This window comes from Pseudomonas syringae group sp. J309-1 (assembly GCF_032582135.1).
Classification (GTDB): domain Bacteria; phylum Pseudomonadota; class Gammaproteobacteria; order Pseudomonadales; family Pseudomonadaceae; genus Aquipseudomonas; species Aquipseudomonas quasicaspiana.
Genome location: NZ_JAWHNU010000002.1, coordinates 192,677 through 214,500 on the forward strand (window position 1 = coordinate 192,677; position 21,824 = coordinate 214,500).

General features: G+C 55.9%; 23 protein-coding genes and 1 pseudogene. 18 read left to right on the plus strand and 6 right to left on the minus strand.

Annotation, left to right across the window (positions count from 1 at the left end; all coding sequences use genetic code 11):
- Nucleotides 1-85: 85 nt before the first annotated feature.
- On the minus strand, nucleotides 86-805 hold the full coding sequence (locus RX972_RS01995; RefSeq protein WP_316872382.1) for a hypothetical protein: 720 nt from the start codon (nucleotides 803-805) through the stop codon (nucleotides 86-88).
- A gap of 215 nt (nucleotides 806-1,020) precedes the next feature.
- The gene (locus tag RX972_RS02000) at nucleotides 1,021-1,584 is read right to left on the minus strand and encodes a carboxymuconolactone decarboxylase family protein (RefSeq protein WP_316872383.1); all 564 of its coding nucleotides are present in this window, start codon (nucleotides 1,582-1,584) and stop codon (nucleotides 1,021-1,023) included.
- A 142-nt stretch (nucleotides 1,585-1,726) separates the two neighbouring features.
- On the opposite strand from RX972_RS02000, the pseudogene RX972_RS02005 reads away from it, so the two are divergent.
- Nucleotides 1,727-1,924, plus strand: a pseudogene (locus RX972_RS02005) (winged helix-turn-helix transcriptional regulator); the annotation flags it as partial.
- A 736-nt stretch (nucleotides 1,925-2,660) separates the two neighbouring features.
- On the opposite strand, the gene RX972_RS02010 reads toward RX972_RS02005, so the two are convergent.
- Nucleotides 2,661-3,575, minus strand: coding sequence for a LysR substrate-binding domain-containing protein (locus tag RX972_RS02010; protein WP_263267162.1), 915 nt, complete (start codon nucleotides 3,573-3,575; stop codon nucleotides 2,661-2,663).
- A gap of 393 nt (nucleotides 3,576-3,968) precedes the next feature.
- On the opposite strand from RX972_RS02010, the gene RX972_RS02015 reads away from it, so the two are divergent.
- The 3 genes from RX972_RS02015 (at nucleotide 3,969) to RX972_RS02025 (ending at nucleotide 6,574) form a co-directional block, all read left to right on the plus strand.
- The gene (locus RX972_RS02015) at nucleotides 3,969-5,129 is read left to right on the plus strand and encodes an MFS transporter (RefSeq protein WP_122397613.1); all 1,161 of its coding nucleotides are present in this window, start codon (nucleotides 3,969-3,971) and stop codon (nucleotides 5,127-5,129) included.
- Between the two features lie 289 nt (nucleotides 5,130-5,418).
- Nucleotides 5,419-5,997: a DUF1349 domain-containing protein gene (locus RX972_RS02020; RefSeq protein WP_410478185.1), complete on the plus strand. Its 579-nt coding sequence runs from the start codon at nucleotides 5,419-5,421 to the stop codon at nucleotides 5,995-5,997.
- Between the two features lie 139 nt (nucleotides 5,998-6,136).
- Complete coding sequence (locus RX972_RS02025; RefSeq protein WP_231674614.1) at nucleotides 6,137-6,574, plus strand: DUF4174 domain-containing protein; 438 nt, start codon at nucleotides 6,137-6,139, stop codon at nucleotides 6,572-6,574.
- 77 nt (nucleotides 6,575-6,651) lie between these two features.
- Here RX972_RS02025 and RX972_RS02030 read toward each other — a convergent pair whose 3' ends face one another.
- Nucleotides 6,652-7,857, minus strand: coding sequence for an MFS transporter (locus tag RX972_RS02030; RefSeq protein ID WP_316872385.1), 1,206 nt, complete (start codon nucleotides 7,855-7,857; stop codon nucleotides 6,652-6,654).
- 123 nt (nucleotides 7,858-7,980) lie between these two features.
- Here RX972_RS02030 and RX972_RS02035 point away from each other — a divergent pair, with 123 nt between their 5' ends.
- The 9 genes from RX972_RS02035 to alc all read left to right on the plus strand — a co-directional run bounded on the left by RX972_RS02035 (nucleotide 7,981) and on the right by alc (nucleotide 15,124).
- On the plus strand, nucleotides 7,981-8,604 hold the full coding sequence (locus RX972_RS02035; RefSeq protein WP_316872386.1) for a TetR/AcrR family transcriptional regulator: 624 nt from the start codon (nucleotides 7,981-7,983) through the stop codon (nucleotides 8,602-8,604).
- Nucleotides 8,605-8,808: 204 nt separating this feature from the next.
- Nucleotides 8,809-9,687 carry a MurR/RpiR family transcriptional regulator gene (locus tag RX972_RS02040; protein ID WP_231671895.1) on the plus strand — a complete coding sequence of 293 codons (879 nt, stop codon included), beginning with the start codon at nucleotides 8,809-8,811 and terminating at the stop codon, nucleotides 9,685-9,687.
- A 235-nt stretch (nucleotides 9,688-9,922) separates the two neighbouring features.
- The gene (locus tag RX972_RS02045; RefSeq protein ID WP_263267166.1) at nucleotides 9,923-10,774 is read left to right on the plus strand and encodes a transporter substrate-binding domain-containing protein; all 852 of its coding nucleotides are present in this window, start codon (nucleotides 9,923-9,925) and stop codon (nucleotides 10,772-10,774) included.
- Between the two features lie 8 nt (nucleotides 10,775-10,782).
- The gene (locus tag RX972_RS02050; protein WP_122709030.1) at nucleotides 10,783-11,400 is read left to right on the plus strand and encodes a DUF1989 domain-containing protein; all 618 of its coding nucleotides are present in this window, start codon (nucleotides 10,783-10,785) and stop codon (nucleotides 11,398-11,400) included.
- Between the two features lie 9 nt (nucleotides 11,401-11,409).
- The gene (locus tag RX972_RS02055; RefSeq protein WP_316872387.1) at nucleotides 11,410-12,054 is read left to right on the plus strand and encodes an urea carboxylase-associated family protein; all 645 of its coding nucleotides are present in this window, start codon (nucleotides 11,410-11,412) and stop codon (nucleotides 12,052-12,054) included.
- Nucleotides 12,055-12,057: 3 nt separating this feature from the next.
- Nucleotides 12,058-12,717, plus strand: coding sequence for an amino acid ABC transporter permease (locus tag RX972_RS02060; RefSeq protein ID WP_027898549.1), 660 nt, complete (start codon nucleotides 12,058-12,060; stop codon nucleotides 12,715-12,717).
- Entirely contained in the window at nucleotides 12,717-13,379 is a 663-nt protein-coding gene (locus RX972_RS02065) for an amino acid ABC transporter permease (protein ID WP_316872388.1), read from the plus strand. The genes RX972_RS02060 and RX972_RS02065 overlap by 1 nt, the downstream gene beginning before the upstream one ends.
- Nucleotides 13,380-13,398: 19 nt before the next feature.
- Complete coding sequence (locus tag RX972_RS02070) at nucleotides 13,399-14,085, plus strand: DUF1989 domain-containing protein (RefSeq protein ID WP_027898551.1); 687 nt, start codon at nucleotides 13,399-13,401, stop codon at nucleotides 14,083-14,085.
- 34 nt (nucleotides 14,086-14,119) lie between these two features.
- The gene (alc, locus tag RX972_RS02075) at nucleotides 14,120-15,124 is read left to right on the plus strand and encodes an allantoicase (protein ID WP_316872389.1); all 1,005 of its coding nucleotides are present in this window, start codon (nucleotides 14,120-14,122) and stop codon (nucleotides 15,122-15,124) included.
- Nucleotides 15,125-15,331: 207 nt separating this feature from the next.
- Here the strand turns inward: alc and RX972_RS02080 are convergent, their stop codons facing one another.
- Nucleotides 15,332-16,243 (minus strand): LysR family transcriptional regulator, encoded by a 912-nt coding sequence (locus RX972_RS02080; protein ID WP_316872390.1) that lies wholly within the window; start codon nucleotides 16,241-16,243, stop codon nucleotides 15,332-15,334.
- Between the two features lie 121 nt (nucleotides 16,244-16,364).
- Between RX972_RS02080 and RX972_RS02085 the strand changes: the two genes are divergently transcribed.
- Nucleotides 16,365-17,291 carry an alpha/beta hydrolase gene (locus RX972_RS02085; RefSeq protein ID WP_316872391.1) on the plus strand — a complete coding sequence of 309 codons (927 nt, stop codon included), beginning with the start codon at nucleotides 16,365-16,367 and terminating at the stop codon, nucleotides 17,289-17,291.
- 177 nt (nucleotides 17,292-17,468) lie between these two features.
- Here the strand turns inward: RX972_RS02085 and RX972_RS02090 are convergent, their stop codons facing one another.
- Nucleotides 17,469-18,020: a GNAT family N-acetyltransferase gene (locus RX972_RS02090; RefSeq protein ID WP_316872392.1), complete on the minus strand. Its 552-nt coding sequence runs from the start codon at nucleotides 18,018-18,020 to the stop codon at nucleotides 17,469-17,471.
- 85 nt (nucleotides 18,021-18,105) lie between these two features.
- Between RX972_RS02090 and RX972_RS02095 the strand changes: the two genes are divergently transcribed.
- From RX972_RS02095 to RX972_RS02110, 4 genes are all read left to right on the plus strand, one after another.
- Nucleotides 18,106-18,579, plus strand: a complete 474-nt coding sequence (locus RX972_RS02095) for a hypothetical protein (protein ID WP_206361752.1) — start codon at nucleotides 18,106-18,108, stop codon at nucleotides 18,577-18,579.
- 113 nt (nucleotides 18,580-18,692) lie between these two features.
- Nucleotides 18,693-19,190, plus strand: a complete 498-nt coding sequence (locus RX972_RS02100) for a hypothetical protein (protein ID WP_316872393.1) — start codon at nucleotides 18,693-18,695, stop codon at nucleotides 19,188-19,190.
- Nucleotides 19,191-19,324: 134 nt separating this feature from the next.
- Entirely contained in the window at nucleotides 19,325-19,780 is a 456-nt protein-coding gene (locus RX972_RS02105; protein ID WP_231671907.1) for a GNAT family N-acetyltransferase, read from the plus strand.
- A 76-nt stretch (nucleotides 19,781-19,856) separates the two neighbouring features.
- A complete protein-coding gene (locus tag RX972_RS02110; protein ID WP_316872394.1) occupies nucleotides 19,857-21,710 on the plus strand; it encodes an ABC transporter ATP-binding protein in 1,854 nt (617 codons plus the stop codon).
- The last annotated feature ends 114 nt before the right edge of the window (nucleotides 21,711-21,824 follow it).

A 21,824-nucleotide genomic window follows, 5' to 3' on the forward strand; every position in this document is an offset into this window, starting at 1 on the left:
GGCATCAGATATAGCGTAATAGACTATTGATTCAGTAATAAATAACTAATACGAATATCAATAGAAGCTTAGGATTAGCAGGGGCTTAATCTGCGAACCTATAGTGCACAAAGCAGCTCAATACAGCCTCGATACCCTCTGAGCCAAGCTTGATGTGATTGATCTGCACAGTGTGGTTTGTCTGCCTCTTCAGGTCTTTCCGTTTGAGTTGATGAACCTTGGAAACCCCTCCCCCGTATACTATGGGAAGCAATTCTAGAGCCTCAGACGTAAGTTCAATCTGATCGAAAGCGTGCGACGTAGCAGTGGGTAGCGTAATTTCCGGATACCAAGTCTCGTATTCACTACCAAGAAGGACTGGCAGCGAAGCGTACCGTTGCTTGAAGTACATCGCGTGGAATTTGACCTTGGGCGGCTTAACCAGGATGTCCGAGAAAGCGCCTGCGAATCGCTCATTCAGAAGTGCTTTGAGAGCACGCTCGATCGCAAGCACAGGGGTCATGCCGGGCGCAGAGAGGTCTCGTGCAATTGATTCAAGCAAGCTCATTCCATCGAGCGACACTTTCACAGCGATCTCGCAATTTGAGCAGAGTTTATCGATAGCATGATCCTGGTACACATCCGAAACAAGAAACAAATCGATTGCACGCAGATGGAAGGCTGCTGCCGACGCATTGCAGCATAAAAATACTGCAACGCAACGCCGAGGCACGATGAGGACGGTCACAAGAACATTAAATACTGACTTCAGGGCGTACACTGAAAGCGAGCCAAAGCCACACTGGTGTTTATCAGGAATCGCCATTCACGATCGCTAGCACAACCGGTGCAAGTGGGGGCAAAATTGGGGGCATATTTGACATTTTTCTGCCTAAAAATATCGTCCTAGAGCCCAGTCAAAATGTTTTTTGGCGATCCGGATAGCCTCTAACCAAATGATCCTGCCAAGGCATGACACTACATCTTCATAGCAACATGCTTCGGCTCCAAAAGGCACGGAGTATCAGTTCAACAACAGACTCATGGCTCAACAAACGGCAGCGGTGCATCAGTATCACGACGCACCGCGAAGACATTCAAAGTCATCGCCACCAACGAGTAATACCCGAACACCCCGACAAGCTCTACAAGGCCAGGCTCTCCGAACACCTGAATTGCGTTCGCATACAAATCCTCGTTAATACGACGCGTCTCGTACAATGACTTGCCCAAGCTGTAGACCAACTCTTCGTCCTCGCGCGCAAATTGCGGGACTACTTGCAGTCGCAGTGCTTCAATAACCGAGTCTGCGACACCCGCTGCACGTGCGATCGGCTCATGAATTTGCCACTCGGCCTGCGACTGCCACCACGCTGCGGTGAACAGTATCGCCAACTCCGTAAGGCGCAACTCGAGCCGCGTGCCATATCGACAGAACGCTCCCAGTTGCTGGGCATGACTGGCCAGTTCTGGACTGTGAATCCAGGCCAGAAAAGGTCCATCCAGGTTGCCCCTCGGGCCCGCAAGAATGTCCTTGAGTACCGAACGCTGGGCTTCATCCATGGATGCTTCAGTGAGTTCGCTCAGCCGCGATTGAATGACCATTACGGTATTTCCTCAGAGACTTTTCAACATAAGGTGCAGCGCACGCTTGAGTTTGTCAGCAATCTCATCATGGCGGCCTGCTTGAATTTAGCATGTAGCTTGAGCGCGGGATGGAACGACGTTTCTCACCATCAATCTCGGGAAGCGGCGTCTGGAACAAACTGGCATCGTCTCGCGCAAGGTCATTTCGTTCTCGCCTGTGGCGGTCCAGTATGAGATCACTCAGCTGGGTCGAACACTGCAGCAGCCATTTCGCGAATTGCATAAATGGACGCTCGATAAATTACCTGATGTTGAAGCTGCACGGTTGAAGTTTGACCAGGGCGGAGAGGTAAGTTGAGTCAGGCACGGGATTGAATCATCGCAGCAACCAGTGCGTGACAGTTGATCAAGTAAAATGGGCGCCCCGCCCTGCGTAAGCCTATCCAACATCGCCGTTTAGATGGAGACACTTACCTTAATTTACGTCCCCTGAAAAGACGCGTATCTCATTGGATTGGAGAAAATAACTCTACAGTGAAACAACCTATAGACGGTGAACCCTCCGAAAGCTCGGGGCCTCATATAGATTGTCGACCTTTCAGGAGTTTGCAACATGCAGAAAATCACTACAACGCTGGTTCTAATCTTGTGCATTACCGGGGCCATGTCTGGGTGCTTTGACAATTCAGACAGTGACCAGGGAACAAAAAACAATCCCGATAACGGCTCATCGGTAAGAATGGAGCAACACTAAGCAGGCGTTCCTCTTAAGTTCATCATTTGATATTCAAACACGGCGTGCATCCCTTAGGCCGTACGGAGGTGAGCCCTTTTGGCGCCAGCTCTGCGGAGAAAGAACCTTCGATTTGACCGGTTTCATCGAATCCGTCAAGTCAACCGGTTACAACGGGCCTTGGGGTGTGGAAATTCTCTCGGAGAAACTCAGAAAGAAGCCTTTGGAAGAGCTCGCTAGTTTGCCGTTCACTACGTCAATGAGCGCGCCAAGCGCCAGGCCGTAATTCAAGTTATGGAAAGCGAGGTAATGCCAGCGGGGCTGTCCTGCTGGCGCACATACATGGCCGCACGACGCTATTTTAATCCAGCGCCCCACGCTCAGCGCGTAACACGAGTTCATCCACGACACGTCGAACCTTCGGTAGCAGGTGACGCGTTTGTGGCCAGACCGCATGAATCGCCACATCGGCGGTACTGTATTTTTCCAGCACTTGAACGAGTCGCCCAGCCTCAAGGTGGTCTCGAACCAGAGAGTTCGGAATCTGACAGATACCGTGCCCGGCAACCGTCATGGAAACGATGGCGTCACCATCACCCACTTCATGGGTACCCGGTGGAGTAATCCGGGTGAGTTCACCGTTTGCATTCTGGACGCTCCAACTCATCCGCTGTCCGCGACGGAAGCTTACGATACAGCTGTGGGTCTGAAGGTCCTCAACAGACTCAGGACAGCCGTGTTTCGCAAGGTATCCGGGTGACGCGCAAATGATCTGCTTCTGCACCGTCAGACGACGTGCAACGAGGCCACTTGAATCTTTCAATGTGCCAAAGCGAATACTGAGATCGATGCCCTCTTCGATCAAATCAATGACGGCATCGCTGAAGGTCACCGTTAATTTGAGGTCGGGATTTGCGTCCAGAATTTCCAACAGTACCGGGAGCACAACGCTGCGGCCGTAGGCTGCTGGCAGATCGACCCTCAAGCGCCCACTGGGTGTTTGTTGGTGACTGGTCAGCGACGCCTCTGCTGCCAGGATTTCGTCGACAGCTGCCGAGCAACTCGCAAAATAGGCCTCTCCGTCCACGGTTAGCCCAGAGCTTCGGGTGGTGCGATGGAAGAGTTTGCAGCCAAGCCGTTCTTCAAGCTTCGCAATGCTTTTTCCCACTGCTGACTTGGTGATGCCGAGCCGATCGGCAGCCTTGGTAAAGCTTCCTGTGCGTGCGGCGGTCACGAAGATCAGCACACCACTAAGGGCCTGTTCAATCTGCGCCATTGTAGACTTTTACTCCCATCTGCAAGAAATAATAGGCGGTATTTCTCCCATAGCTCTACCTTAGCCTGTTCCCAAAGTGATTCCTACCCATTGGGATTTGCAGTTTCTGCACTCGAACCTTCTTCGTGAACGCTTCGTCCAGGCAAGTTAGGAGGACATCACCGCGTTCCACGATCGCAGGTTACCTGCAAACAAGTAGAGAAATACTCAACTCTGTTGCTACTGAGAGCGCCTTTATCAACCTAGAAGATACGGGCAAAGTCACATCTTGAAATATCCATTCCCTGCGAGTCATTGCCGCAACAGGAAGTGGCGAGCACCCATCGCCTTCTTTCTCTCAGGCCCGCGTTAAAGCGCGACGACTCCAACTCTAAAATACACAGGATGAAGACTATGCCTTTAGCTTTATGGGCGCTGGCCCTCAGTGCATTCGGAATCGGAACGACTGAATTCGTCATCGCAGGGCTTCTGCCCCAAGTGGCTGCAGATTTCAATATTTCCATCCCCCAGGCCGGTAATCTGGCAACCGTATACGCCTTGGGCGTATTCGTAGGCGCACCTCTGCTTATCATTCTGGGTACCCGCATTCCTCGTAAACCTATGCTTCTGCTCCTGATGAGTTTGTTTGTCATCGGCAACTTCGTCACGGCAACAGCAAGCGACTTCGATATCGCACTGCTGGGTCGGTTAGTGACCTCTTTGACTCACGGCGCATTCTTCGGCATCGGTGCAATCCTCGCCGCCGACCTGGTTGCGCCGAACAAACGCGTTCAGGCCATCTCGTTCATGTTCTCCGGCTTGACGGTCGCCAATCTGGTAGGCGTTCCGGTCGGCACCTGGCTGAGCCAGGTGATGAGCTGGCGCGACACCTTCTACGCGATCACGATCGTGGGTGTGCTGGGCTTCATCGGCGTGTTGATGCTGATACCCAAAATCCCTAACCACGAGCGCCCTCAGATCAAGAAAGAATTCGCAGCGTTTGCGAACCCCCGCGTCTTGCTCGCGATGGGCATCACCGTCTTTGGCCCGGCAGCGTTCTTTACTTCAATCACCTACATCGCACCGATGATGGTCGAAATAGCCAGGTTTGACCCTGGTAGCGTGACGTGGCTGATGGTTGTCTTCGGTCTCGGCCTGTTCGTTGGCAACATCCTGGGTGGTCGTTATGCCGACAAGGCTCTGATGCCACTGCTGTACCTGACGCTGGGTGGCCAGGCAATCGTCTTGCTGATCTTCAGCCAGACCGCTCACAACCAGATCATGTCGGTAGCCTGCATCCTGCTCATGGCAGGTTTTGGCTTCGCAACCGTTTCCCCTATCCAGAAACTCGTCATGGACAAGGCCCGAGCGGCGGGCGCTCCGACCCTGGCATCTGCGGTAAACATCGGCCTGTTCAACCTCGGCAACGCCATCGGTGCCTGGGTGGGTGGCATTGTGATCGCTGCCGGCCTGGGTCTGGCGGCCCCTAACTGGGCAGGCGCCATTCTTTCAATGATTGCGCTCTTGCTAGCTTTGGCATCCGGGGCGCTGGACCGTAAGCACAGTAGCCGGTGAGTTGGCAGGACGAGAATATGTGCCGCAAATGCCCGTCCGGGCCACGGACGCCGAGCCAAGCTATTGATGTCTTGTCCATACAGCTAGCTCAAGCACCCGAAAAGCGCCTGACAACAGGTGACCTGTTTTTATACGGCTGTCACGTATTCGCAATGGCCAAGCCGGGTTTCAGGTTGATTTTCTCCAGCATGAAGGTAAAACAGTCACCATTCATCCAGCACAGAATATGGAGGGCAGCTTGTCAGGTAAAAAATGGATTCCAGCGGTCAGTCAGCGTTTTGAAGAGTCCATCTGGCGAACGGCCAACTGGCTAAATGAGCCGAACCATTGCCTCGCCTATTCAGACGACTCATTGGAGGTGGCGACTGATTTCCAGACCGATTTCTGGCGGGTAACTCACTACGGATTCATACGAGACAGCGGGCATTTTCTGGGGTTTAAAACCACGGGTGGCTTCACTGCTCAAGTGAGAATTAACGCTGAGTTCCGCGAACTTTATGATCAAGCCGGGATTATGGTCAGGCTCGACGAGCAGACATGGGTCAAGGCCGGGATTGAGTTCAACGATGGAAATCCAATGATCAGCAGCGTGCTCACCGTAGGCAGATCAGACTGGGCGCCCGGCTCCTTTACAGGAGACCCCGACGATTTCTGGCTTCGTGTGACCGTTTCCGAAGGCGTGCTGCGCTTGCAGTATTCAACAGACGGCGTGAGCTGGCCATTGCTCAGACTTGCCCCCTTTCCAGAGGCGGAAAGTTATGAGGTTGGCCCTATTTGCTGCACCCCGCAGCGCGAAGGGTTAAAGGTAAGATTTTCCGAATGGTCTTTGACGCCGCCCTTGGGGCGGGATTTACATGATTTAAGCTAACTCCGACTTATGTGAGCGCAGACTTAATCTGTAATGCCGGGCTCGGCGCGTGTAGAACCTCCGACCTTCGGTCAGTCATCGCGAGCAAACCGGCAAAACCAGCGTCGAAGGGTTGATACATCCTGCTCAGGAGATGCCAATGAAAAGCTTAATGACTCCACTCGCCTTGCTGCTTGGTATGACGGGCAGCCAGGTCATGGCTGACACCGCCTCGAACCCCTTGGTCAGTGAGCGCTGGCAGTCCCGGCCGTTGATCGTCGTAGCACCCAGCGCGAGCGACGCGTCTTGGCTTGAATTCCAGCAAGAGCTGATGAAACCTGCCAACCGCGAAGCCTTTGTCGAACGGGAGATGGTGCTGTATTCCGTGGTCAATGGCGTCGGCAAGCGCAATGATAAGGCTCTGGATCCAAAGGCCACGTCGTCGCTGCTCAACACACTGGGTGTAAAGCCCGATGGCCCGACACGTCTGCTCCTGGTAGGTAAGGACGGCGGTACAAAGGTGGACCAATACGCGCCGCTGGACATCAAGGCGATTTTCGCGACCATCGACAAAATGCCGATGCGCCAGAATCGCTAGCTTCGTGCTCCCTCAGCTCATGGACGCTGGAGCTTGCTGCTGCCCTTGGCCAGCAACCAACTGAATGCCACTGAATATCAATGACCAACGATCACTTGCCCGGACTGCCTGTCACCTCCTGCAAAACCATGGACTCGGGCTCGGGATGCAATGGCCAGGCTCAGCAGCAAAAGCACCAACAGGACCCACGGAAAAGAACTCACTCCCCATTGCCCAAGCAACACGCCACCCAGTAATCCGCCCCCTGCAATAGCGCTGTTCCAGACCACAACGTTCATCGAAAGCGCAACGTCAGCGCCCTCACCTGCCGAGTCGGCAAGCGCGGTTTGCAAAAGCGTGGCAGCGCCACCGAAAGTCAGGCCCCAGATAAATACCCCGACGTAAATGGCCCCAGCTGTGTTTGAAAACAAGCCAAGCAACACCGAAACCGCTGCGAAGGTTACGAGGCTGACCAACACAGTTTTCCGCAGATGACGATCAACCAGCCGTCCCGTTACCCAGATGCCCGCCAACGCGGCGACACCAAATGTGAGCAACACCAGATCCACATCATTTGCCAGCCCTGCCTCGGCGACGAAGGGCGCGATGTAGGTGTAAAGAATGTTATGAGCCAGCATCCAGGTGAACACGACGCCCAATACAGAACGCACACCCGGCGTAAAGAACACCTGACTAAGCGCCATGCGCTGTGACGAAGACTGGCCGGGATAGTCCGGCACTTTGACCAGAACCCAGGCGATCAACACCAGAGTCATTCCGGACATCAGTCCAAATGCCATGCGCCAGCCCATAAAACTACCCAGCCATGTTCCCAAAGGCACACCGAGTGACAACGCGATGGGCGTTCCCACCATGGCGACCGCCAGCGCGCGGCCCTGCAACCGGGGCACAACCATCCGTCGTGCATATCCCGCGATCAGGCTCCAGGCCAGACCCGCAGACACCCCGGCGAAAAACCTCGCGACTAACGTCAGCCAGTAATTTGAAGACAACGCAGTGATGGAGTTGAAAATCAGGAAGCCGACAATCGTCAGCAGCAGGACAGTTCTACGACGCCAGCTTTGTGTAGCGATGGTCAGCGGAATGGCTGCCAGAAGTGAGCCCAACGCGTAAACAGTCACCATCTGCCCGGCAAACGATGCCGATACTCCCAGGCCACTGCCGATCTCGGGCAGCAAACCGGCCGGCAACGTCTCAGTCACGATGCATATGAACCCCGTCATCGCCAATGCGAGTAACGCCCCAAGCGGAAGCTTTTCGCTTTGTTTCTGATCTGCAGTCATTCGAATCTCCCGACTAATATACTGATCGGTATAAATATAGGGAGAAGCTACGGGATGGTCAACGACTTATGTATCGATTAGTATTTAAGTAGCTCACTCAACTACGTCTGAAGGAGATCCGGCATGGCACAGATGGGACGTCCACGCACGTTTGACCGTGACGTGGCAATCACGCAGGCGCTGCATTTATTCTGGGAGCATGGCTACGATGCGACATCCCTCAGTCAGCTCAAGGCCCACATCGGCGGAGGCATCACTGCGCCTAGCTTTTACGCCGCCTTTGGCTCCAAGCAGGCCCTGTTCACTGAGGTCATGGAGCGCTACCTCACCACCCACGGCCGGGTGACCGACAGCCTGTTCGATACCACCCTGCCGCCCAGGGAAGCAATTGAACTGACCCTGCGCCGCTCGGCGAAAATGCAGTGCGAGGCCGATCATCCCAAAGGGTGTCTTGTGTCGTTAGGACTGATGAGCGCTTGCTCGGACGAGAGCAAGGCCATCTCCGAACCGCTCGCACGGGCAAGAAACCTGAACCGTGCGGGTATCGTTGCCTGTATCGAACGCGCTATTAACACAGGCGAATTGCCCGCGAAGGTGATGCCGGAGACTCTTGCTGCCGTGTTCGATAGCTTCATGTTGGGTCTGTCGACACTGGCGCGCGACGGCGTTCCACATGCCACGCTGGATGGCGCAGTGAGTCAGGTGATGGGGCTTTGGGATAGTCTGCGCATCGTTGCCGAGGAATGAAGGTGAGCAGTGCTGCATTCAACTGAACACTTAGCGCCTCAACGCCTGCACCAGAAAACGTAACAAACAGGTTCAGGTGGCCGGTACTCGCGCAGCGTACGGATCTCAAGAATTGACTGTCGTTTGCCCCATACCATCCCGGGTATCACCTCCCACGCCTGCTTTTCTATAAACTTCAGCTTTCGTCTGTCAGTGAGAGCGTCCATGTCTTCCAAGGTCATATCCAGAGCAGCCGAGCAAGCCGCCTCACTGGAAAGCCGTATTCGTGGCCGGTATGAACAGATGTCAGCGGTTGAGCAGAAGCTGTCCGACGTAATCCTCGCTTCGCCCGGCCACCTGGCGATGCAGACCGCGACTGAGCTGGCGATCAGTGCCGGTGTTTCCAAGGCCACTACCACCCGCTTCTTCCGCGCGTTGGGCTATGACTCGTATGAGAAGGCTCGCCGAGATGCGCGCAAAGCCAGCACTGGCGGCTCGCCTTTGTATTTGCAGCATCTAGGTGAAGAGGACCACGACCCTCAGACACTGATTCAGCATCACCTGAATCAGGAAGTCACCAACCTGATCAAAACCTACGAGTCCCTCGCTCAGGCAGATCTGTTTCAGATCGCACAGGCCATCGCCAAAGCCCGTCGGGTCGTTCTGATCGGTTATCGCCACAGTCAGACCATCGCCGTCATGTTTCGCAGCAATCTTATCCAGGTCCGCAGCGACATCCTGTTGCTTCCTGCGCCCGGTGACTCTCTCGCCGAGTACCTGGCAGGGCTGGACGAGCGCGACGTCGCCATCTGCATTGGCCTGCGCCGCCGCGTGCCGCAGCTTGAGAGTGGCATGGCAGCAATGAATGCCCTCGGCGTACAGATTCTGTATATCTCTGATGTGCTGGCCGGTAAGCCTGCGAAGCTGGCGAAGTGGGTCATACGCTGCCACACCGAGGGCACCCTGATGTTCGACAGCAATTCGAGCATCGCAGGTATCACCAACCTCCTCTGCTCGCTGGTCGGCAGGGAGCTGTCCAGCGAAAAATCGACGCATCTGGCCAACGCCGAGATTCTGCATCAGGAACTGGGCGAGCTGGAATAGATCCGGATAGCGACCGATACGGCACCATAACAGCACAGCCGCGCACCAGCGCGGGGCGGGCCGCCCTACTGCCAAAGCTCATGAAGATACGAGCAAGAAACACTGGTTTCATGATTTAATTCTGTGAAACCCTTGTTTCTTAAGGCTTGCTGATCTTCTTTCAAGTCCGCAAGCAACGCTGGCACAGAAACTGCGATACCCCTTTGGTCTTCATACCGAACCAAAGGGCGCCATCATGAAAAAAATGTTCCCAGGTATACCGTTTGTTCTGGCTGCAATGACCTTCGGCGCCACGCTTTACGCGACAGTGGCTTCTGCCGATACACTCGATGAAATCAAATCCCGTGGCACGCTGACCGTAGCGATCGATCCAACCTTCGCCCCCTATGAATACACCGATGACAGCGGCGCGATCATCGGCTACACCCCGGCAATCATGGCTGAGGTGGCGAAGACCCTGGGCGTAAAAGTCGAATACCAGAAGATGGCCTTCAGCGGCATTATCCCCGCGCTGATTTCAGGGTCAGTGGACGCCGAAGGCTCGTCCCTGAACGTCACCGCTGAGCGCGCAAGCAAAGTGCTGTTCGTGGCGCCGTTCGGTAAAAGCGTCAACGCGGTCATGACCCGTGCCGATGACAAGCGTCTGGACCCCGCCAGCCTGAAAATCGAAAGCCTCTCAGGCTTGAGCGCAGCGGTTAAAACCACCTCCGCGCCGGAACAACTGGTCAAACAATTCAACGTCGAACTCAAAGCCAAGGGGCTGGCACCGATCAAGATCGTCGGCGTCGACAGTGTCGATCAGACACTCTCAGCGTTGATGACCAAGCGGGCCGATTTCATCCTCGACGACATCACCGTACTGGGCAGCCTGCGCAAGCAGCACCCTGACAACCTGCGCCAGGTCGGCGAACTGGGCGACAGCCAGTGGATCAGTTGGGCCACACGCAAAGATGATGTTCGCCTGAACAAAGTCATCAGCGATCAGATCATCGCCATGAAGAACTCCGGCGAATTGCAGAAGCTGCAACAGCAGTATCTCGGGGTGACCTTCGACCTGCCTTCCAGTGACTTCATTCCTGCTAAATGAGAACCCACATGTCTTCCCCTGTCACCCAAGTCCATGTACCGGCCGGGCACGGCCGCACGTTCGAAGTCCGCAGTGGCCAATTCATCACGGTGATTGACCGTGACGGCCAGCAAGCCGCTGACTTCGTCGCCATCGTCAACGGTCAGCCCGATCAATACCTCTCGCCCACCCACACCCGTCGACGTTTGAACTCGCTGTTTTTTGCCATCGGCGACAGCCTCTACTCAAACGCCGATGAGCCTTTATTGCAGGTACTGCATGACACCGTCGGTGTGCACGACGCCAACGTGCCAGCCTGTGACTGCACGCGCTTCAGCGTTGACTTCGGGGTCGACGGCCATCGCAATTGCCTGGACAACATGCACGAAGGCCTGAGCCATTACGGAGTGCTGCCGGTAAACGTGCCCGAGCCTTTCAACCTGTTCCAGAACGGCCCGGTAACCGCCGACTGCCGGATGCAGGTCACCGATCCGACCAGCAAGGCAGGAGACAGAATCGTCTTTCGTGCCTTGAAAGACCTGGTCTGCGCGGTGTCCTCCTGTCCGCAGGACATCATTCCGGGTAACGGGCTGCTCGTTACTCCCATCGACATCGTCATTTCCGATGACGAACCGTCGCACGCCTGAGGCCCTCCCATGCTGATCATGAAAGACGACATCGAAACCCGAGCGCCACTGCCACCACAGTCCGTCAAGGTGCCAGCCGCCAGCGCCGGGTCAATTCTCGTCAAGCGCGGCCAGTTGCTGCGTATTACCGCCCTGCAAGACGGCGCCGTGGCAAGCCTGTTCGGCTTTAGCGAACTGGAGCCCAGCGTCCATTTGTCGGTGCATCACACCCGGGTGTTCAGCAACTCGTACGTGCTGGGTGCCGGCATGCGCATGGTCAATAATCGTCGACGTCCGGTCATGGTGCTGGGCAAGGACAGCGTCGGTAAACATGACCTGCTGATGCCGGCCTCCACGACCGCCTTCCTGGCAGCCAACGGCTATCCAGACCAGACCGGCTGCGTGGAATCGCTCAAAGCAGAGCTGCAACGTCTCGGCCGTCAGCAACCCAAACTTCCGGACCCGATCAACCTGTTCATGAGCGTGCAGCTGGATCAGCAAGGAACGCTGAAGCCGTTACCGAACACGGTCAAAGCCGGTGACTCGGTGACCTGTCGCGTGGTGCTGGATACTCTGTTCGTAGTGTCCACCTGCTGCACGGGCATCGCGGGCAATGATCAACCCGGCGCGGTCGAATTGTCAGTGGCTGAAGACCTCAGTGAATTTCCGGTTTAATCCATGAGTTCATACGCGCAACTGCTCAATGCCCTGCCTGATCTTGCGAACGGGCTGTTGGTCACGCTGGAGTTGACGTTGCTTGCCGCCGTTACCAGCTTCGGCATGGGCCATGTCATCTGGTGGCTGCGCGGACGATCGACGCCAATGTGGCGCGGCCTTGGGCATTTGTACGTCAGCCTGATGCGTGGGGTCCCGTCGATTGTCCAGTTGTTCATCGTGTTCTTCTCTCTGCCCCTTATCGGGTTGGGTGGCAAACCCTTGCTGGCTGCGGTACTCGCCATAGGCCTGAACAGTGCAGCGTATGTCGCCGAAATCCTGCGCGCCAACTACCGCAACCTGCCCGGCGGGCAGACCGAAGCGTCTTCGGCGCTCGGGCTCTCAGCCTTTGAAACGTGGTGGTATGTCTCGGCACCGCAAGCCTTGCGCGCCAGCCTGCCCGCGCTGGTCAATGAGTTCACCCTGGTGGTCAAGACCACGCCATTGGCGTCAGTGGTGGCAGTGACCGAACTGACCTACGCCGGGCAACTGGTGATCGCTCGCACCTACGAAGCCACCCCGGTGCTGGCAATCGTCGTCGCCGGTTACCTGCTGATTTGCTGGCCGACACTCAAGCTCGCGCGACGCCTGGAAAGTCGCTTCAACCGCTCCAGGAGGCAATGATGGATTGGTCAGCGATTCTCGATAACGCACCTGATCTGGCAGCAGGCCTGCTGGTGACCTTGCGCCTCAGCCTGATCTCGGCGTGCACCGCCCTTACCTTTGGTGCGCTGTTGGCGTGGGCGCTGCAGCGAGGTCAGCCGTGGTTGCACGCAATAGTGCGCGCCTACATCGACTTCGTGCTGGGCTTGCCGATGCTGGTGCTCATCTATCTGCTGTTTTTCATCTTGCCGGAATATGGCATCACCCTCAGTTCACCGGTAGTGGGGGTTACCGCATTGACCCTGTATTACGGGCCGTACATGGGTGAAGTATTGCGTTCCGCATTTGGCGGCATCGCCCGGGGCCAGTATGAAGCCAGCGCCGCGCTGGGCCTGCGCCCTTGGGAAACCCTGCGTCATGTGTTGCTCAAGCAGGCACTGCCCGTTGCGCTACCGCCATCGATTGGCTTGTTGATAGGCCTGATCAAGGACACCGCGCTGCTCTCGGTAGTGGGCGTGGAAGAGTTCATGTACGCGGCCAAGCAAGCCATCTCCATCAGCTATGCCCCACTGGAAATTTACCTTGTCGTCGCCCTCGCCTACTGGCTGATCACCCTGTTACTCGATACCGCCGCGGGCGCTGTTGAGCGCCGTCTCAATCGCCATCGTCTGGCCCGAACCTGAATCTGAACCGGAGTTTCCCATGTCTGTAATGCCGACTTCCTCCCTGACCATTCCCGCTGGCCACGGTAAAGCTGTGCGCCTGAAAGCCGGGCAATCGGTGCGTGTGATCAATACCCACGGCACCCAAGTGGTGGACTGCTGGGCCTGGAATGCCTATGACCTTGAAGAGTTCATGTGCATGGAGGCGACCCGCGTATGGACTCAGCACCTGAATCCGGTAGTGGGTGACAGCTTCGTCACCAGTGCGCGCCACCCGATTCTGACGCTGGTTGAAGACACATCGCCGGGCGTGCATGACACCTTCATGGCAGCCTGTGACCGCCGTCGTTATGAACTGCTCGGCTGCACCCACTACCATCGCAACTGCAGCGATAACCTGTTCGAAGGCATGCTGGAACTGGGCGTGACGCCGCCACGACGGAACCTGGCTTCGTTCAACATTTTCATGAACATCCGCGTTCAGCCAGACAACATCACCCTGGCCACTTTGCCCACAGTCACCAACCCCGGTGACTACATCACGTTACGCGCGGAGATGGATTGCTTCGTCGCGTTTTCCGCATGCCCGCAGGACATCGTCAACATTCAGGGCCAGGGCGACAACACGCCCAAAGACGCTGATTTGCAGATTATTGACCAGGCATTTCCAGCCATTCAGGTGAAAGGCCCCTGGGTGCCGGACCACGTGAAGTCAGCGCAACAGTGAGCAGCGCTCGGCACCCTATTTCAGAGGTAGCGTCATGAAGATCCCCCAACACGCATTCGAAAAATACCTGAACCTGGCAGACGCACGCCTGGGCGCAGTCGCCTTGTCCGTCACGGATGACTGGTTCGCCGACGTCAATCGTCTGTTTCAGCACACGCCCGCGATATTCAAGGCCGATGTATTCGACAACAACGGCAAATGGATGGACGGCTGGGAATCCCGCCGCAAGCGTCACGAAGGTTACGACCATGCGGTGATCCGCCTGGGTGTGGCGGGCACGCTCAAGGGCGTAGACATCGATACCTCGTTCTTCACCGGCAACTTCCCGCCGTCGGCATCCATTGAGGCCTGCTTTCTGGAAGGCGCCGATCCCGACGAAAATACCGTCTGGACCGAAGTGCTCGGTGCAGTGGAGTTGAGCGGTGACAGTCACCATTATCACGCCATCAACGACGATCAACCCTACAGCCACTTGCGCCTGAACATCTTTCCCGACGGCGGCGTCGCGCGGTTGCGGGTCTACGGCATCCCGCACAAGGACTGGTCAAACATCCATCCGGACGAGAACGTGGACTTGTGCGCCGCCCTCAACGGTGGTCGCGCCATCGCCTGCTCGGACGAGCATTACGGCCAGATGGGCAATATCATCAATCCCGGTCGCGCCGCCGTCATGGCCGAAGGCTGGGAAACCGCCCGACGTCGCACACCGGGTAATGACTGGGTGATCGTTGCGTTAGGTGTGGCCGGAGTCGTTGAACGCATTGTGGTCGACACGCTGCACTACAAAGGCAATTATCCGGATCGTTTGTCGATCCAGGCCGCCTGCGTAAAAGGTGGCACTGACGGCCAGATCGAAACGCAAAGCCTCTTCTGGCGCGAGCTTTTGCCGGAGCAAAAAATGGAGATGGATCGAGAGCATTTCTATGAGGCAGAACTGGCCAGCCTGGGAGCGATCACCCACGTACGATTGAACGTCTTTCCGGATGGCGGCGTCAGTCGATTGAGGCTGTTCGGCAAACCGGTGGCTGGCGCTGTTTAATGACATGAACGATAAGATATGGGGGATCCGTAGCGTGATGTCGCCATCAGAGCTGCCCCCATCGGCGAAGAATGTGCAAAAACGCGCTGGAGCATGAAAATCGAGATTGTGGACGGATTTGATTTGCTGCCATCGGTGGCGATCAGGTTTCCACTGAGCGATGGGGAATGCCAACCTTTCAAGTCAATTTCAGTGTACTCAACCGAATCATTCCCCCCATGGCGGACGAGGCGACCAAGCCTCCACAAGCTTATCGATGAAGAGTCGAATTTTTGGTGAAAGATGCCGCTTGCTAGGGTAGATCACCCGAATAGGCTCTTCGGTCTCCGCATAGGCTGCGAGCAATTGAACAAGCTTGCCGCTTCTCAAATCCTCGTTAACCACGTAGGAAGGAAGAGTCGCAATGCCAAGGCCAGCGACAGCTGACTGATGCAATGACTCAGCGCTGTCCATCTGTAACCTCCCACCATGGGAAACGGGTACAGAGCTACCATTCACTCGATAATTCCAGGGAAGCAATCGCCCCCCGCTCACAAAATGCAGGCACTGGTGACCGGATAAATCTTCAGGCGTTTCAGGTGGGGCATGCTCAGCGAGATACCTGGGTGAAGCGCAGGTAATCATTTGTTGGTAAGCCACTGTGCGCGTCAGCAACCGAGAGTCTTCCTTGGGAGGCCCAATGCGAATGGCCAAATCAAAACCCTCATCAATCAGGTCCACCAGCCTGTCGGAAAAAGCGATATCCACGCTCAATGATGGCCAATCCTTCAGGCAACGCTCCACGTGCTGGAGGACGTGGAGCCTGCCGAGTGCAACCGGCAGGCTAATCCGCAGTCGTCCACTGGGTGTCGAGCGACGAAAAGCAAGGGCATCTTCTACGTCGTCCAGATCCTGAAGAACCCCCACACAGCGCTCATAAAGAACCTGACCGTCATCCGTCATGCTCAAACTACGCGTGGTGCGATTGAGCAAACGTACCTGTAAGCGAGTTTCGAGTCTGACTATCGACTTCCCCACCGCCGAGCGTGTGAGGCCGAGGTGCTTTGCCGCTCCAGTGAAGCTCCCAGCGTTTACCGAACTTACAAAGGCGGCTATATCGTTCAGGTTGTGAAGTTCCATGGAGCCTCTGCAGTCTCAAGGTTCGGGCTATTTGGCACCTGCTATGGGGAACCCTATTCCCCAATTCCAAGCATAGTATCTCAATTAGCTAATCCACCGCCCAACGATCAATTGAGGTTTTATGAAAACTGAAGTACAAGCAGCCGTCCAAACCTGGGCCAACAGCCTTGGCGATCTGGTACCCGTTCTGAAGGGCATCGACACCACCACAAAAATGAGCGACATCCGCGACTCCTACGCAAAGATGCTCGCGCAAAATCCTGCGCCTGCTGGCGTCAAATTTGAATCAGTCGACATGGGTGGTGTGCCTGGCACACTGGTTACTCCAGATGAAGTCAAAACCGATGCGGTATTGATGTACATCCACGGCGGGGCTTACATTGTCGGGCGTCCAGACGGCTATCACGGGATCGGCGGCAACTACGCAAAAATGCTGGGTGCTCGTGTTTATATGCCGGACTATCGCCTCGCCCCAGAGCATAAGTTTCCCGCGCCCATCGGCGACACATTGCGCGCCTACGAGTGGTTGCTGGAGCAGAAAATCCCGGCTAACAAGATTGCATTTTCTGGTGAGTCAGCTGGCGGTGCGATGGTTGTCAGCGTGATGGTGGCGGCGAAATCCAAAGGACTTCCATTACCTGCGGTTGGCTCATCCATTTCTCCGTGGGCAAACCTTGAACATACCGGCGCCTCGATGGGCAATCGTGAGGGGCTGGATCCTCTGAACTCCAAGCCAGTGCTGGATATCCTTGCCAGAGCGTTCCTGGGCGACACATTGGCCAATCATCCTCTGGCCTCTCCTGTATTCGCGGACGTCACAGGTCTTCCGCCAATTTTGGTTCAAATCGGAGAGAACGAGTTGATGTTGAGTGATGCGATGCGTCTCGCAACTCACCTTGCTGACAACCGCGTTCGCGTCAATCTGGAAGTATGGCCAGCGATGTTCCATGCCTGGCACTTCTACGCCACCCTGTTGCCGGAAGGTCAGCAAGCGATGGAGAGTTCCGTTCGCTTCATTGAGATTGGCCTGGCAGACGCTAGTCGCTAAACATGCAAATAGACCGCGACAGTTTTCTCGGCTGTCGCGGTTAACCCATAGACTGGATTTGTCCGGCGTTCAGGCTGATAGCATCGCGATAAACGTTCTCGGGCTTCACACTTTCTTCCCGAGAAGTTGTTTTCCGAACAACTCAATTAGCCAGACGGAACGCACCTCCGAACTTCATCAGACCAGTTTTTTTTCGAAATAGACGCGTTCGAAACCATGCTCGGTGCGTCGCCCCAACTCTATATACCCAAGCCTGGGGTAGATCAGGAGGTTGTCCGTCATCTTCTCGTTGGTATAAAGATGCACTGCACTCATTCCAAGCTGTCGGCTGGTTTCTTCACAAAAGCGGATCAGTAATTTGCCTACCCCGCGTCCTGTTGCGCTGGGCATCACCGCCACATTTTCCAGCAGCACATGCTGCTGCTCGGCATAAAACACCACGAAACCTTCAAACCTGGCGTTTTCATCGGTTGCCACGTAAACGGTCCCGGCTGCAATTTGCGCTGCAAAGTCGGCAGTCATGGGCGCAGGTTTGCGACCGATTGCAGGTATATAGCGGGCGTAGGCCTGTTCAGCGCAGTGCCTTATAGCAGGCTCATCTTGTGCTTCAGCTGGACGGATCAAACATATACCTTCTGTGAGGGGCATGGCGTGCGATTGATACTCTGGCAGATCATAAGCGCAGATGTCGACGGGCTGTTTTCGGGCGACCGGAGTCGGACACATCATGTAAGTCGCCAGTTTTTGATAGGCTTATATGAAACCTTAAATGACTTCCCGATACGCCATGGTCAATTCAACGCTTGAGCCCCGCATGAATATCATCAGCGCCACGATGTACCAATCGAAACACACGAGAGCTCCACACCCGGTGCTCACCATTGACTCCATTCCACTTGCGAACTGGATCAAAGGCGTCGTTTACGACGGTGAGGGCAACGACGAAACCAACGGACTGGTTCCTGCGCAAGGCTGGTTGATTGACGACGATGACTCGAACTACGCGTGGAGGATTCTCGAACCTGTCATGGAAAACTGTTCGACCATCGTGCCACTGTTGGTCTGTTCGGACGACATGGACCTGAGCTGCACGGTTGCGGTGGTTGAGCAAGTGATAAGGGGTGACACTGTCATTTGGGAGCGTTTTGGTCGAGCCGTCGATACCATTTCCGGCGTCATCACTGCGGTGGACTGGAATCAGATGAATCAGCCAGTGTCTTTCCCTAGAGTACAGTTTCAAGAGGCGCTATCAGAATTCAAAAGGCTGACCGAGCATGAGTGGGCCTGAGTGCGACCGGCCAAAAGCGGTCAGACGATTGTCGGTCGCTGCTTCACATGACCCCGTTTGACACGCAATAAAGCTGATGCACTTTCTGACGCGTTCTCAACACGAGGCCAGGCATGTTCGATCACTCCACCCATCCTGAAATCGCTGAATGGTTCGCCAGCTTCGGAGTCGACGAGGTGTCATACAGTGGCTGCTCCATTGACCTGAGCAACGAGCCACCTGAGCACTGGTTCTATAGGCGCAACAAGCTGCGGCCCGACAGTCTGAAACTTGATCTGAACATCCCGGCCAATGGGAGCTGGCGGGTCGACCTGTCTCGTCATGACAATCTGTTCAACGTCCAGTGGCGCTCGAATGACGACCTGCGCGTCGAGTCTCAGGAACTGCGCTACCGCAAGCTGATCAAGTGGCCGCGATTGCACAGCCTCATGGAATTCCCCCTGCTTGCCGGGCAACTGGAGCAGTGCCTAGGGGTGCATTTCCTGCGTCATGCCAATGTCGGGGCGCGCTTGCTGGAACCCGAGGTCCTGGTGAGCAATCCAAACATCCGGCAATGGTTGGCACCCTGTGCCGACACTTTGGGCTGGGACCGGAAAATGCAGCCGGAATAAGGTGGTACCCGAACCGCTGGGCACCAAAGCAGTTGATCTACAGACTTCGCTCTCGGGCAGTAAGCTCGATTGTCTGATGGATGATTAACCCTCCAGTCGCCAACCCATCAACTCAATGCACGAACGAGTACCCAATGGACTGTGTCATCCGAAACGCGATAAACACGGACGCCCCCGCCATCAGCAGGATTATCGTGGCAGCACTGCGCGAATCCAATGCCCAGGATTATTCGTCAGACATCATCGAGCGCGTACAGCAAAGCTTCTCACCCACGGCGATTCTGCACTTTATGACCTGCCGCCAGGTGTATGTCGCGTGCTTTGATGATCATGTCATTGCAACCGCAAGTCTTGATCAAGACATCGTGCGGAGTATGTTTGTTGAGCCGGCCCATCAAGGGAAAGGCATAGGCCATCGGCTGATGTCGAACCTCGAAGCCGTCGCAACGCAGAGCGGGATCAAACGGTTGCGGGTGCCCTCCTCAATCACGGCCGAAGGGTTTTATCTGTCGCTGGGCTTCCAGAAGCTCAGGGACGAGTTCCACGGCGCAGAGCGCACGATCATCATGGAAAAAGTTCTGAACAAGTAACTTCCCACCCAATCAAAAATCCTTAAGCCGCCTTTAAGTGCAAGAATCTTCGCACTGGATCGTTTTGGAGATCACCATGCTTCGCGCGTTTGAACAATGGCTCGACCCCTTCCCGCCTGATGAAGTCCCGCCGCCGCCCGACGGCCTGGCGCGGTTTCTGTGGGCCTGCACGCGGGGTGCCCGTGGCTACATCCTTGCGTTTGCGCTGCTCAGCGCAGGGGTATCGATTTACGAAGCCTGGCTGTTTTCATTCCTCGGGCAGGTCGTGGACATGCTGTCGACCTGGCAAGCCGGCGGCGATGCGGCCGCTCAGGAAAGCAGCGTGCTGTGGAGCATCGGCATCATATTGGTCACCAGCATCGGGCTGGTGGCGTTGCGCACGATGGTGCAGCACCAGGTCCTGGCGATCAATTTGCCCTTGCGGCTGCGCTGGGATTTCCACCGGTTGATGTTGCGACAAAGCCTTTCTTTCTTCTCAGACGAGTTCTCCGGCCGGGTCACCACCAAGGTCATGCAAACGGCGCTGTCCGTGCGTGAGGTACTGTTTACCCTTATCGAGATCGCCCCCGGGATTGGGGTTTATTTCATTGCGATCATCGCATTGGCCGGTAACTTCGACCTGAGGTTGATGCTGCCTTTCATTGCCTGGATCGCGTTGTTTGGTCTGGCCATGCGCTACTTCGTGCCTCGCCTGGGCAAGGTCGGCCAGGAACAGGCCAATGCGCGTTCATCAATGACCGGACGTGTTTCGGACGCCTACACCAACATCACCACGGTAAAGCTGTTCTCGCACTCGAAACGGGAAGCGCATTTCGCGCGTGCAGCGATGGAGGACTTCAAAGTCACTGGTTTGCGCCAGATGCGTCTGGTCAGCCAGTTCGAGATCGTCAACCAGGCCTTGGTCGTGGCTTTGATCATGGGTGCAGGTGGTTACGCCCTGTGGCTGTGGCATCAGGGTGAGGTCGGTACGGGTGCTGTGGCGGCGATTACCGCCATGGCGTTGCGCATCAATGGCATGTCCCACTGGATCATGTGGCAAATGACATCACTGTTCGAGAACATCGGCACCGTTCAGGATGGCATGGCCACTTTGACCCGCGGCCCCAAAGTTCAGGACGCGCCAAACGCGGCCACGCTGGTGACAAAGGGCGGCGCGGTCACCTTCGACAACGTGAGCTTCAACTACAACGGCGAACGTCAGGTGCTGGATGCCCTGAACCTGACTATTCGTCCGGGCGAGAAAATCGGCCTGGTGGGTCGCTCCGGTGCTGGTAAATCAACCCTGATCAACCTGCTGTTGCGTTTCTATGACGTGGACAACGGCACGATCAGCATCGACGGGCAAAACATCGCCCACGTTACTCAGGACAGCTTGCGCAGCGCCATCGGCATGGTGACGCAGGACACTTCCCTGCTGCACCGTTCCATCCGCGACAACATCGCTTATGGTCGGCCCGACGCTACCGACGAGCAAGTCCGTACTGCCGCGGTCAACGCCCAGGCCGATGGGTTCATCAGCCAGTTAACTGACAAGCAAGGCCATTCCGGTTACGACACCCTGGTGGGTGAGCGTGGTATCAAGCTGTCGGGCGGCCAGCGTCAACGGGTTGCAATTGCCCGGGTAATGCTCAAGAACGCCCCGATCCTGCTACTCGACGAGGCCACCAGCGCGCTGGATTCGGAAGTCGAAGTGGCGATTCAGGAAAGTCTTGATGAAATGATGCAGGGCAAAACCGTGATTGCCATCGCTCATCGCCTGTCCACCATCGCTGCCATGGACAGGCTGATCGTCATGGATGACGGTCGTATCATTGAACAAGGCACCCACGCCGAGTTGCTTGCCAAGAATGGTACCTATGCGCGGCTATGGCACCATCAGAGCGGCGGTTTTCTGGGAGAAGATCAGGGCGTGGTCGAGACTACAGAATAAGCTTTGAGCTGAGCGGTTGACTGGGTAATTTGCGGCGGTGGGGATAGTAGATATCCACCGCCCCAAGCCAATTTGGGAATGAACCAAATACAAACAATTAAACCCATTATTTTT